Here is a 13,520-nt window from a genome sequence, read left to right on the forward strand (position 1 = left end):
ACCAGAAGGTTTTATGGGGACTGACTTCCCTCTGGTGCCGTGTTGTGCCTGTTTTAACTTATTTGATTAACATCATCTTTCGTGTCAGGGAGGTAGTCCCGGTAGAGAGCCGGTAGATATAGACACCGCTTGCCAGGTTCGCGGCATCAAACGCAACCTGATGCGTCCCTGCCTGGAGCGTCTCATCCACCAGTACCGCCACCTGCTGTCCGATCATGTTGTAGACGGACAGATGGACCCGCTGCTGGTCTGGTACGGCAAACGAGATTTGTGTGGCCGGGTTGAACGGATTGGGATAGTTCTGATCGAGACGGATGTGTACGGGATGATCGATTCCGGCCAACCCGGTAGGAACATCATCTATGTACTCTTCGCCGGCGACAATTTCACCAACGGTCGAGCCTATATATACCCGATTTCCGTTAAATGCTGCGGTTATGAAAATCCGCTCTCCGGCAAACGTATCATCGGCAGTCCAGCTCTCACCACCGTCCTCCGTTTTTATGATATAGCCGCCGAAGGTCGCTGCATAGGCCACCTCTCCCTGTACCGCAAGGGCGTAAAAATTGGAGTCGATATCCGCCACGCCATGGTCTACCCACTGCCAGGTCTGACCGGCATCCTCGGTTTTTACGATAAATTTGTCGCCGACAGCCCAGGCCGTGGTTTCATCGACGACGACAGCACTGCGAAAATCGGCCGATTCACTAAATCCCTCGGGAAATCCGGCAGATAGCGTGTCCATTTCAACCGTTTCAAAAGCATCACTGGTACGCATAATTACGCGGTTCGGCCCGGCGATAAACCCGTTATTATCGTCAAAGAACCGGATCTGTCCTATGACGTTGGCCGGACCTGTGAACTGAAGGTGCTCGTTCCAGCTCTCTCCGCCGTCAGTGGTTTTGTAGATGTAGTAAGCCGCGCCGGTATTGAGGCTCATCCAGGCGTACCCGGTATCATCGTCCGTGAACGTGACTCCGCCCGAACGGTTATTGGCAATGTTCGGAACATCTTCCAGCACCGTTGACCAGGCAGCTCCGCCATCGGTGGTTTTCACTATCTGGCGGTTTCCTTTCTGGATGATTCCGGTAGATGCGTTTTGGAAAAACATGTTGTTCCCACGGCCCGGACTGTTATGCAGCGTGGATCCGTGATAGACAAACTTTCCGCTTGATTCTTCATACACAAACAGGGAACTGGATGCGTTGACGGCAAATCCGGCACCGTCTTCGGTGAACTGAATCGCACGTATTTCCGAGTAGGGGTGTACCGGAAGCTGCGAAACGGTCTCTCCAAAATCTTCCGAGACAAATAGATTGCTGGACGACCCCTGGATGAACAATTTGCTGCCGGAAAGGGATGTTTTCTGGAAATTCGCGTTAAAATCGAGGAGTTCCGTTGACCAGCTTCGGCCGGCGTCCATGCTTCTGGCGATTACCGGACGTGTTGCCCTGTCATGCCCAACGGCGATCACATGATCGGCATCAATCACCTGGAGGCCTGTAAAAACATCGACGGTCATGGCTTCATCAAATGCGGCGGGTTCAAATGTCGCGCCACCATCCGTTGAATAATACACGGTCGTCGGCAAGTTTTGAAAGGAGTTTCCCTGACCCATGGCGACTACCGTGTTTTCATCCAGCCAGCGAACCGCGTTCAGTAAGGTCAGGTTGCTTATGGCCGGCAGGTTGTTGGCCTGCAGCCAGTTTTCACCTCCATCAACTGTGTGGAACTGTCCATCGGGATTGTTGCTCACCAATACCCCCCGATCGGTGTCATAAAAATCAAAATCGAGCCAGTTGGCCCCGATCAGTGAATCCTGGACGGCCCAGGTCTCGCCTCCGTCATCGGTCCGGAGCATGAAGTTGTTGTTGTGACGGCCGGTCAGCATAAATCCGGTTTCGGCATTCAGAAACTGAATTCTGCGCAACAGGTTAATATCGAGGTGTTCAATGACATCCTGAAAATCCGTCTGTACCCAGCTGTTGCCGCCGTCGATGGTTTTCAGCAGAAACGCCGAGCTTGATCCGATCCAGCCGGTTTCCTCATCTACAAAGAAAACCGATGTAAACGCATCGCCGGCGTATTCTGCCGTGGAGTGGTCGGTCCAGGTCAATCCACCGTCGTCGGTCCGCTTGATCGTGCCATTTGTGCCGACGGCCCATCCTTCGGTTTCGGACAGAAAGTGGATATCGTTAATAAATCCCGGAAAATCTGCTTCCAGTACGGTTGTCCAGTTTTCCTGTGCCGTTGCGGCGGAGAAAAACAGGATCATTATGCTCATGAACTGTACTGCTTTTTTCATTTTGTACCTTTTTTGGGGTTGTGTGTTGATGTGCCGTTCGCCTCAGGGCAGCGGCACCCGATAGCTGATTTGCGAGGTAACCTGGCGCCGGCCGGCGCTGTTATTCATTTCAGAAAGATGACGCCCCCTCAGGTCCAGGCGGATTTCATGATCTCCAGGCAGCGCATATACTGCCCGAATTCCGGCATGGTGACCGGCGAAACCGGATATCTGAAAATCGATATCCCTTCGTCGATACTCATCGAAATACGGTGTTGTTGCATCTGCAGACAGGTCGTACCCGGACTTTTTGCGATGCTGATAGCCGTAGGTTACCGTCAGCGAAAGGTTGGTCACGGCTTCTGTTGTGAAGCCGGTGAGGAATCCCGCATCGAGATGTTCTGCCGACCAGTGAACCTGGCTGTAATAGTCGTCTTCGTGGAGATCGGTCAGGGCAAGTGACCCTTCCAGTGCCCACATCCATCCGGGCGAAAACCTGTGGGAAAAACCGGTTACCCACTGATGGCTATAGCCGCCTGCTTCCAGAAAGAGAGCTTCAAATGGCTGATATTCCGCCCAGCGATTTCCTTCCCGGTAGCGATAGCCGGTGTTCACCGACCATGATCCGAAACTCCAGAGCAGGTCTGCCTCAAGGTGATGAGTCCGCGCCGAGGTATACCCTTCGTCCCGAGGCCGGGTAAGGTCTTCTTCTATTCGCAGCGATGTGTGCGACCCGGTGTACTGAACGTGGAACAGAAGGCCTTCGGAGAGCTGCCATGACAGGTGTGACCCGTAGCTCCACCGACTGCTGCGGGTAAGCCGGGTTTCGCGGTTTCGGTACTGGACAACCGGAAGATCGTAGCCGCGAAAAAAGATGAGCCGGGTTTCATCAAGTATGGATCCTTCATACTCGGTATATCGCAGCTCCTCTTCACGATCGGTGAAGCTCCCGTGGACTCCCCAGCGCAACGGTCCATGGTCCAGTGCGCCACCGGCCGTAATGCCGAACGAACGGTGCGTTGAAAGCGGCTTGGGTGCCACCTCCTTCATCCCTTCATCCACAGAATAATCCACTTGCGCGCCCACGGATCCGTAGTTATTGATGCGATACGTATAGGAGCCGGTGAGGTGAATTTCGTGATACCGCGACATTCCGCTGGTACTGTCACCTATCAAGAAAGGATGCGCGGCTTCATGCTCTCTTGTCGAGATCCATTGCCGGTCATGCAGTTCCAGGCGGCGAAAACCGAAGGAGCCGCTATAAAGCCGGCGGTCGCCTGTAGTTCGGCTTCCGTGCGCGTGAAGATCATACTGCACCTGATTTGCGGGGTCCACAAATCGCCGGTACCGGCCTCTTTCGTCCGAATATCCGCTTTCCATTCGAAGGGCGTCGCCTCTGTGTGAGTACAACAGCAATGCCGGGTTACCGGTCTTTCCTGCCCAGTCGAAGGGCCGGTCGTGGCGCAGCAGTTGGTACTGGAAGTAATCCGGAGTGGTTGGCAGCCATTGTGTTGCGGCATGGGCAGGAACAAGAGATGCCAGACAGACGACAGGAATCAGAGCCGAAAGCAGCCGTATCCATCGGCGCCGTAAGAAGACACGGCGGGAGTTCAGATAAAATAGTATATGGCTCGGCAAGTTCATGGTGCGGTATAATTCTGAAAAGGGTGTGACCGGGTCGGCATCAGTTGGTATCCTGGGTGCTGTCCCGGTTGGTTACCAGGCTGTTTCTCGGGGTGAAATCCGGATGATAGCCGGGGGTAGGCCGCTCATTGATCCGGAAGTCCACCGAGGAGTTGTTGGTATTTTGCAGCTGCGGCGTGCCTCCGTCATTTTCAGCCGGCCGGCGTTCCATGGAGCGTCCCGTATAAAAACTGATGCCTCCGGCTGCTCCCGCGTCGATGGCGGGATTCAGTTTCTTCAGGGAGAGATTGGCGGGATTGTGGAGATACTCCACGCCGTCGATGACATCCACATAGGGTATGAGAATTCTGCCGTCCCGCCACTTCAGATCCTGGGTGTCGGTCCGCGCCAGCACTATGGCGTCGGCCTGCCCCCCTACCAGCCAATCCACACCACTATCCTGATAAATCATCACCATATTTGGCACATTGGGGTTGTCGATATCGGGGGCATCCGGCTTGTAGAATTCAAAATCGGCACCGGACATATCGTGGCTCTCCGGTGCGTTGATCCTGTGGTCGATGGCATCCACAGCGCAGATCACGAACTGGCCCGGCCCGATCGGGTAATCTGTTCCCGAACCGGGAAACTTCCAGACATTGGTGGAATGGATGAATTCGGGATCATCGATAAAGTTGAGGCCGAGCCAGGAACTGGCATAGACCCGAGCTACTACCAGTCCGTCGAGGTACAGGGTAGAATCGGTTTGATTGTAGAATTCGATGTAGCGGTCGAAGAAATAGAGGCCTGCGCCGGGCGGTCCCGACACATAAATTTCGCTGAACACGATGGGGGCACCTCCGAAAACCAGTTCTAGTGGGATAGTGACCGATCCGTCGGAATCCCCCCGAATATCCACGGAGGGATGGCTTCGGTTCGCCAGCGAGTAGCTGTTGGCATGCATCAGGTCGGGCATCCGTTCAATTTCATTTCTGCGCAGCGGACGGTCAACACTTATGAAATAGCGATCGGAAACAAGTCCGGTCACCTCCACCCGGCCTTCCGAATCACTCCAGAAGAGGTGTTCGGTTCCATGTGTATTTGAACGCAGCTGCACCCGAGCGCTGTCGGCCAGGGTGCGGCCGTAAACGGTTTCCATGACACCCGATTCATCCACCAGCTCCAGGACGGTTGTACCGGCGCGTTCGGCTTGAGCGGGCTTGTCGCGTTGCGAAACGACATCATCACATCCAAAAACAGCCGGCAGAATCATGAGCAGCATAACCGGAATCCGGCGACTCCACACAATTGATCGGGGTCGATCGAGTGCGGGATCGATCAGCAGCAGCGACATCAGGTCACGCCACAGTATCGTTATCGTTGAAATGGGACGACAAACACCTGGTAGTTTCATGGCAGTGTTACGGTAATCCGTTAATGATCGATGACCGAGATCCCCTGAAATGGGGCAGCTCTCGGATCGACATGTTTCTGTTAAAACCGATAGCTGAACTCCACCCCGTAAAAAACGGGAGGATTTCTCCGTTCATAGCTAAGAGCGGCCTCGGCCCGTCGCCGAAGCTGGTACCTCGGCCGGTGATTGAAAATGTTGTTCACAAAGAAGGTCACTTCGGAGCCTTCAAAAAGGGACTTGCTCACATTCAGGTTCATGAGCCAAAGGTTGGGCCGTTCCTCATCCAGCAGCTGGAAGTCTTCGTATCGGCGCCGCAGCTCGATATAACGTTCGTCACCCCGCTCCTCTTCGGGAATAAACACGGTTTCCTGCGAGGGAGTATAGTAGCCGATGGCCAGGGTGTCGGACAGACCGTCGCGCCCGTCTATGTTGAACAATTGCTGCTGGACATGAATCGTAACCCAGAGACCCAGTGATCTGGATTGAATCTCCGCGCGGTAGTTGAAGAGCAGGTTGCGGTCATATCGCTCTTCGGTTGCGTACACCGGCAGCACAAACCGGCCGAATTCATCACTGAAGCGGCGGCTGCCATATTGAATGCCGTTCTCGTTACCCCTGCGGTTGTCGATATAGGCGGCATCCACCCTGAAGGCCGTGTTAATCCGGGTAAATCGCTGTGTCCTCAGACTCAATTCCAATCCGTGCGCATGATGCCATCCGTCGTTAATGTATGTGGGATAGCTTTCAAGAAGGGTATCACGAACCATCGCTCCGGATTCATCCGGCCAGTTGGGAAACGAGTGCTGATAGAAGGCCGTCGGTTCACTGAAGATCCGGAACATGTCGTCGCTCCGATTCAGGAAAGCGGTAGCGCTGAGGCCCACTTTTCCGATTTGCTGATCGAGGCTAATTTCAAATTTCTGCTGTTTATACCCCTGCAGGTTGGGGTTTGCCTGTTGGCGGATGTGGGTTGTGACCAAAGCAAAATTCGCCTCCGGCCGGGACGGATCCACAACCGATACGGTATCAACGATATCGTAGTAGCGATCCTGGGCGAACACCATGCCCATGGGCGGCGATTTGCTGGTTACGCCATAACCCAGTCTGAGCCGGGTGTCGGCGGCGAGATGCAGTGACAGGTTGACACGAGGATTGAGGAAGGTGCCGTTGCGGGATTCGATGAGTGCGCCATCGCCGATCAGTGCGGAGGGATTGATCCCTGTGGGCCGGTAGGCTTCGTAACGCACACCTGCCTGCAGGCGAAACGGGATTCCGATACGGCCGGAGATATGGTCCTGGATGTAGAGGCTGAGAATATTAAATGCGGGCAGGTCGTCGTAGGTTCGCAATCGGGGAGAGGGGTTGGTCAGTGATGGCGGATAGAGCGGATCGAACTCGATTCCGTCACCACGATTGAAATCCGATCGAAACGTGATGCCCCCCAGAAGCTGATGATAGAGTGCACCGGTTTCAAATTGCCAGCGATGGTTAACATCCGCGTATACATTCCAAACCGATCCGCGGATCCACTGCCGGCCCAGATAACTTCCAAACACGATAGTCCCTTCGCGCGTCCCTTCCTTTTCGGCATTGCTCACGACCATATTGTCCCTGGAAATCAGTCGCTGCTCGTAGGAGTTTTGCCGGGTGTGGTTGACCGACCAGCTGGCTCTGGTTCTGTGGGAGCTGTTCAAGTCATAGTGCATTTCTCCGGAATAGCGAAGATTCACATCGCGGTTGTACCAGGCCTGGCGAAGCGCGTAACCGGGCTGTTCCTGGCGCTCATCCAGTGCCCGGGTGGCGTACAGGCTCTGGCTGAAGTTCCAGTCGTCGGTACGGCGACGAAGATTGATCTGGCCCGAAAAGCGGGTGTACCCGTCATCTTCGATGCGGATATCATTCCTCGCTGAGGCTATGTTGGCATTGGAATTAAGCACCCAGCCGGAACTCCCCAGACGAAAGCCGCCCGAGGCGTTGTATTCGGTGATGTTGGGATTATAGGAGATTTTTAGTCGAAGGGGTTCGGGCCGTGACCTGGTGCGCACTATGATGGCCCCGTCGGTCATGTCGCCATACTCGACCGAAGGAATTCCCCGGATCACCGACACTTCTTCGATATTCTCGGCGGTAAATTGTCTGAGATCAAGGCCCCGGTTGGCAGTATTCGCCCCAATACCGATCTGCATGTTGGCATTATTGGTGATCGGAACGCCATCCACAAGTATCTGAGTGCCAAGCGCATCTCCGCCGCGAATAACTCCCTGTTCCGGAGTGTTCAATGTCGGATTGGTGGTCTGCACGCCGGGCATCAGTTGCAAAACGGTTCCCAGACTGGCTGTTGCCATATGCTGAATTTCACCGGAGCTTATTACCGATCCGGTCTCCAGATCGCGCGACATCAGATCGTCCGGAGCCGTAACGGTGATTGCTCCGATTTCGAAGTAGGTCGGAACCATCCGGTACTCCCTGTAGACGTTCTGCCCGGCTGTGACTTGCACCGTATCGACCAGCCGCTCATAGCCCAGCATGGAAAATTGCAATGTATAGGTACCCGGCCTGACGGGAATATCATATCTGCCCGAGGATCCGGTCGACCGGCCTGTAGAGAGTTCCCTGACCAGTACGGATACATTTTCTAGTGGATCGCCCTGCTCATCGAAGACCATTCCGGTGATTCGCGAACTGCCGGACTGACCGTGAACCTGCGATAAAGCCACGAAAATAAATAGCAGTAGGAGTCCTGCTGACCTCATTCTTCAATTGTTTACACTTACTGCCCTGGAATACCAGAATCATTGAGCTGTATTGCCTGGAATCCGAAATAGTTTCAGGGGAGTGAGAATTATTAATGATGGAACAATGCTTATTTAGACTTAATATAAATAATGTTCCGACTCATTGAAACCTCTTGTGAAATTATATAATTCGCACTCCTGATAAATGCACGTATCTCATTGAAATAAAATACTTTCCGGCCATAAACCAGGGATATGCTTCTCCTGAAATCTCAACCTTCCAAGAGGGAAAAGCCCTTTTTTTTCAGCAATGTCTGGTTGATTATTTCTGAATATTTTTTTCAGGCCCGTCGGGAATCCCTGGTTATCACAGGTAACTTTGAGCGGTCATTTGGCGGTAATCACGATCCGGTCGCTCTGCAAGTCGCCGGATGCAGCCGTCAAAACGATCTCCCCGGATTCGCCGGCCGACTGCACAATCGCCAGAGCCTTGCCGTTGAACGCCTTGCGGTAATCAGCCTGAAACGGTTCGTGGCTGGTCGGGCTGCCGTTATCCACGGCAATAACCGAACCGGGTCCGTCGACATGAAACCGGATCAGATCATCGGCCCACGGCACCGGACGGCCTTTTTCATCAAGCACCTCCACCGTCACGAAGGATAGATCCCGTCCATCGGCTACAATCCTGTCCCTGTCTGCTGTCAGCCGCAGTTGCGCCGGGTCACCGGCCGTGTGGATTTCCACTATCCGCTCATGCGGCGCCGGACGGTTCCCGTTTTCGTCGGCGGAAGCTTGTCCGCCTGGCTGCGTTGCATCGGCTATTTCCGGCCCTCCGCTTTCAGATCCGCCTGGCTGATCGTATCTCCGGCCTACCGCACGAACCGTACCCGGCTCCCATGCAACCCGCCACATCAGGTGCATATCCCCCTCCACAAGCCGCTGCAGCCCCTGCGACTCATCATTGATGAACAGCTCAACTTCATCATAGTTTGTATATGCCCAGACATCAATAATATCGCCATCCTCCCAGTTCCAATGCGGGAAAATGTGCAGCACCGGCTCTTCAGTCCAGACGCTCTTGTAGAGGTAGTAGGCATCCTTCGGAAATCCGGCCAGATCCACAATACCGAAATAGGAGCTGCGTGACGGCCACCCGTACGGCGTCGGCTCACCCAGATAATCGAAACCGGTCCAGATAAACATCCCCGACAAGAAGTCGTGCTCCATGATCGGCCGGAGCGACTCCATATGGGTGGATCCCCAGGGGGTGCTCACGTTGTCGTAGGCGGATACGGTGTGATCCGGATTCCCTCCGGTAAACGCCACCCGCCAGTCATAGGGCCATCGGCGGATGCTGTCGGAAGGCATGTCGTATTCACCGCGCGTAGCCAGCGCCGAGGTGGTTTCGGATGCGATAAACTTTTCGCCCGGAAAGGTTTTCGGAAAGTTTTCAAACTCCTCGTGTTCGTAGTTGTACCCGATCAGGTCCAGTTCGCCGGAGCGGATCATATAGTTGTCAGGCTGCGGGTGATTGAGTCCGGCGGTAATCGGCCGCGTGTCATCCAGCTCCCGGACGATGCCGGCCAGATTGCGGGTGATTTCCACTCCGGTCGAATCCCACTGTTCCAGAATTTCGTTGCCGATGCTCCACATGATGACACTGGGGTGGTTCCGGTCACGCAGCACGAAATCGCGCAGGTCTCGCTCGTGCCACTCATCAAAATGGAGGTGATAGTCGTACTCGGCCTTTCCTTCGGCCCAGGCATCGAATATTTCATTTTGTATGATGAAGCCCATGCGATCGGCCAGCTCCAGCAGCTCCGGTGCCGGCGGGTTGTGTGCGGTTCGGATGGCGTTCACACCCATTCCCTGCATGATTTCCAGTTGCCGTTCGATGGCCCTGGTATTGACCGCCGCTCCCAGTGCGCCAAGATCGTGGTGATTGCAGACCCCGCGAATCTTCACCGGCTCCCCGTTCAGGAAAAAGCCGTGTTCGGCGTCAAAGCGGAACTCCCGGATTCCGAAGGTTGTCTCGTACCGGTCCACAAGCGATTCCTCCAGATAGACTTCGGTCACGGCGGTGTATAAATTCGGCTCGGTATCCGACCAGAGCCTGGGTTGCGGCACACGGATGTCCTGCATGGCGACTCCGGTTGCACCGGCATCCACCCGAAATGGTTCACCGGAGTAGTAAGCCGCCTGGCGGCCATCCGCATCCAGAATCCGTGTTGTGACCGACACGGACCCGGGGGCATCTCCCGCATTGCGGACGGTTGTCTCCTTGGCAACCAGCGCCTCAGCGGCGGCTATCTCCGGTGTGGTGATCCAGGTTCCCCGGTAATCCACGTGTACAGGTTCGGTTTGCACGAGCCGCACATTTCGGTAGATTCCCGATCCGCTGTACCACCGGCTGTTGGGCTGGAGGGAGTTATCCACCCGCACCGCTACGACGTTTTCCCCTTCCCCGTAATTCAGATGGGGGGTCAGTTCATACCGGAATGAGATGTAGCCGTTCGGCCGGTTGCCCAGGTGCTCTCCGTTGATCCAGACATCGCTGTCCTGGTAGACCCCGTCAAACTCGATGAATACGGGTTTGCCGCGCCGGTTCTCATCCACGGTAAAGGTCTTGCGGTACCAGCCCACGCCACCCGGGAGTGCGCCTCCGCCCACCCCGGCCGGATGATCGGGACTAAACTCCCCCTCGATGCTCCAGTCGTGGGGCAGGTTCAGCCTGCGCCAGTCGCCGTCATCATAATCAGGCAGTTCGGCCCGGTCGGAGTCACCCAACTGAAACTTCCAGTCGTCATTGAAATCCAGCACATGACGGCCGGGTTCCGGTTGGGAGCAGCCGGCATGCAGGATGACGGCGCTGCAGAGAAGCATCAGTAACAGAGGAGTGCGCATAGCGGACGGGGTATGGTCAGAGTGGGTTGATTGCCGGGCCGTTCCTGGGGTAAACGGGGTCGATCAGGTCGTTTTTCCCCAGGCCGTTCCTATTAAGAACGGGGCCCGCCAGGTCGATTTATCGGGTCATTTCTGTGGCGGATGGAGTCAGAATGTGGTGATCTGCCACTGGACACGGCCTTCCAGCGGATCGGCTGCCAGCTCGAACCGATCCGTTTCCGTGCGGTTCAGCTGTATCGGGTGCAGCACATTATCCTCCGGCAGGCAGATGCGGCCTTCCACGGTGTCACCGTCTGCAGAAAACACCACCAGCTCGATATCGGACCAATCGAGGTCGCGGGTGTGTTGTGCCAGGCCGATGTGCGGGATAACGGCTCCGTCGCGAACCAGCATGACCACCGGCAGGTCGCCCGCTTCTATATGATGCCATCCACCCTTGTACACGCTGCCTGTCTGATAGTCGATCCAGGCACCGGGCGGCAGGTAGACGTTGCGGGATTCGGCCTCGTCCTGCATCATGGGCGCAACCAGGATATCCGATCCGAACAGGTACTGATCCTCAACCAGCCAGGAACCGGGATCCTCCGGATATTCGATGAAGAGGGTCCGCAGCATGGGCAGCCCTTTTTCCGAACTCTCTTTGGCCTGCGCGTAGATATAGGGCATCAGGCGGTATCGCATTTCGGTAGCGGAACGGTAGAGGTTCAGGAAATCGTCACTGAACAGCCAGGGCTCTTTGGGCGCGTGGCCGTGGGAGCGGCTGTGTGAGGAGAGCATGCCAAAGGGCGTCCAGCGGCGGTACAGCTCTTCCGGGGTTTCCACCGGGAATCCGCCGATATCATGACTCCAGAAGGAGAAGCCGCTCAGACCGAACGAAAGTCCGCCCCGCAAGCTGGCCTCCATCGCCGAGCTGCTGTTTCCAGCGTCGCCACCCCAGTGCACCGGATAGCGCTGGCTCCCGGCCCAGGTACTGCGGGCCCAGATAATATCCTCCCCGGAAATCTCCCGCGTGAGATCTCCCACGATTTTGTTGTACCGCAGCGGGTAGAGATTGTGCTCATACAAACCGGTGCGGCCGTTATGGTAGACACCCCACAGCGGTGCCGCTTCCCCAAAATCCACCTTGATAGCCCCAACGCCCATCTTGAGCAGGTCTGCAATTTTCTCCTCGTACCATGCAATCGCGTCGGGATTGGTGAAATCGAGGATGGCGTCCTCAAACGGCACATTCCCCTTGCCGTCCTTGATGTGCAGCCCTTTTTCGACGATCTCCTGATAGAGCAGGTTTTGAGGCACAAAATAGGGGAGCTGCCAGATGGAGGTCTTGAAGCCCATGTCATCCAGATCGGTGATCATGGCCGCGGGATCATCAAACCGGGATTCTGCAAAGATGAAGTCGTTGCGCCAGTCGGTCTCGAACCAGCCTGTATCCAGGTGAATCACATCACTGGGGATGCGATGCCGGCGCAGGTTGTCGGCTACTTCCCTGACTTCCTGCTCGGAAAAATAGGTGATCCGGCTCATCCAGAGGCCAAATGACCAAAGCGGAGGCATCGGAGATTTGCCGGTGAGCTCGGTGTACCCGTCCAGGATTTCCTTCGGCGATCCCATGAAGACGAACAGGTCCAGTTCATCGTCGGCGATCATCATGTTGTTGGTGGAGTGGTAGGAGTCGCCGATGTCGAAGGTCATCGGAGTGGACGAGTGGACAAACAGGCCGTAGCCCCGGTTGCTCATCAGAAACGGAATCGGCTTGTGCATATCCTTGTTCTGGCTGCCGTGTGAGTCATTGACCCAAAGGTTGAGTTTTTGTCCCCGTTTGTTCAGGCGCGTGAACGACTCTCCACCGCCGTAGATACGTTCGCCGGGCTCCAGATTGAAAACGGCCGCTACGCTGCGCGAGTAATCGTGGGCGCGGCGCACGAAAGAGAATGGGAGCACCGGGTTCAGTGTCGTCTCATTGTCCACCTGATGATTGGTTCCGGTGAGCAGCCGGCCGGCGGCATCGTGGAATTCCACCTTCCAGGGGTGTTCGTAGATAGTTACGCTGCCGAATTCGCTGCTGTAGCGATGTCCGCCCTCAATCGCCGAATAGCTCCAGGAGTTATCTGAGGGCGCTTCGCCATCCACCAGCATCAGAGATGGTTCCGGTGTGGCGACCTGTGGTCCGGTAGCCATGCGCAGGCGTACCGCACGCGGTGACACGAAATCGATTTTGAATGGATAGACCGGATCCACCGCATACTCTCCCAACGGGAATTCATTGGCTTCGCTTCGGCGCAGAACCGTGAGCATGTTGTTGAAGGCCTTTGCGGTACCATAATGGTGACGCAGCCATTCCACTTCACCTTTCCCGGTTTCCGGATCAAAACTCACCAGTCGATCGGCCAGGAAATAGTTGTTGGTGAAATCCTTGAAATCCCCGGAGATGTCGACGGTTTCGTTGAGGACGTTAGGCAGGGACTGGCTCATTGCGCGTTCGGTTGAAGTAGTTATGATACCCATGAGCAGAAGTGCCGGTATCAGCAGAAAAGCGGTTTTTTGTACAGGCATGGTTATG

The 13,520-nt window shown here is 55.5% G+C and carries 6 protein-coding genes; all 6 read right to left on the bottom strand.

What is annotated here, in order from left to right; genetic code table 11:
- Positions 1 to 58: 58 nt before the first annotated feature.
- Positions 59 to 2,305 (bottom strand): YCF48-related protein, encoded by a 2,247-nt coding sequence (locus tag QA596_08825; protein MDG5767564.1) that lies wholly within the window; start codon positions 2,303 to 2,305, stop codon positions 59 to 61.
- Between the two features lie 42 nt (positions 2,306 to 2,347).
- Complete coding sequence (locus QA596_08830; GenBank protein MDG5767565.1) at positions 2,348 to 3,928, bottom strand: hypothetical protein; 1,581 nt, start codon at positions 3,926 to 3,928, stop codon at positions 2,348 to 2,350.
- A 40-nt stretch (positions 3,929 to 3,968) separates the two neighbouring features.
- A complete protein-coding gene (locus QA596_08835) occupies positions 3,969 to 5,321 on the bottom strand; it encodes a DUF4876 domain-containing protein (GenBank protein MDG5767566.1) in 1,353 nt (450 codons plus the stop codon).
- An 80-nt stretch (positions 5,322 to 5,401) separates the two neighbouring features.
- Positions 5,402 to 8,074 carry a TonB-dependent receptor gene (locus QA596_08840; GenBank protein MDG5767567.1) on the bottom strand — a complete coding sequence of 891 codons (2,673 nt, stop codon included), beginning with the start codon at positions 8,072 to 8,074 and terminating at the stop codon, positions 5,402 to 5,404.
- Between the two features lie 369 nt (positions 8,075 to 8,443).
- Entirely contained in the window at positions 8,444 to 10,960 is a 2,517-nt protein-coding gene (locus QA596_08845; protein MDG5767568.1) for a glycoside hydrolase family 2 TIM barrel-domain containing protein, read from the bottom strand.
- Positions 10,961 to 11,107: 147 nt separating this feature from the next.
- Complete coding sequence (locus QA596_08850; protein ID MDG5767569.1) at positions 11,108 to 13,513, bottom strand: glycoside hydrolase family 31 protein; 2,406 nt, start codon at positions 13,511 to 13,513, stop codon at positions 11,108 to 11,110.
- Positions 13,514 to 13,520: the final 7 nt, after the last annotated feature.

Source organism: Balneolales bacterium ANBcel1 (assembly GCA_029688905.1).
In the GTDB taxonomy this organism is placed as follows: Bacteria; Bacteroidota; Rhodothermia; order Balneolales; family Natronogracilivirgulaceae; genus SLLW01.

Bases quoted from the DNA above. Each gene is read 5' to 3' on its own strand.
- QA596_08825 (MDG5767564.1), bottom strand. From the start codon at position 2,305: ATGAAAAAAGCAGTACAGTTCATGAGCATAATGATCCTGTTTTTCTCC.
- QA596_08830 (MDG5767565.1), bottom strand. From the start codon at position 3,928: ATGAACTTGCCGAGCCATATACTATTTTATCTGAACTCCCGCCGTGTC.
- QA596_08835 (MDG5767566.1), bottom strand. From the start codon at position 5,321: ATGAAACTACCAGGTGTTTGTCGTCCCATTTCAACGATAACGATACTG.
- QA596_08840 (MDG5767567.1), bottom strand. From the start codon at position 8,074: ATGAGGTCAGCAGGACTCCTACTGCTATTTATTTTCGTGGCTTTATCG.
- QA596_08845 (MDG5767568.1), bottom strand. From the start codon at position 10,960: ATGCGCACTCCTCTGTTACTGATGCTTCTCTGCAGCGCCGTCATCCTG.
- QA596_08850 (MDG5767569.1), bottom strand. From the start codon at position 13,513: ATGCCTGTACAAAAAACCGCTTTTCTGCTGATACCGGCACTTCTGCTC.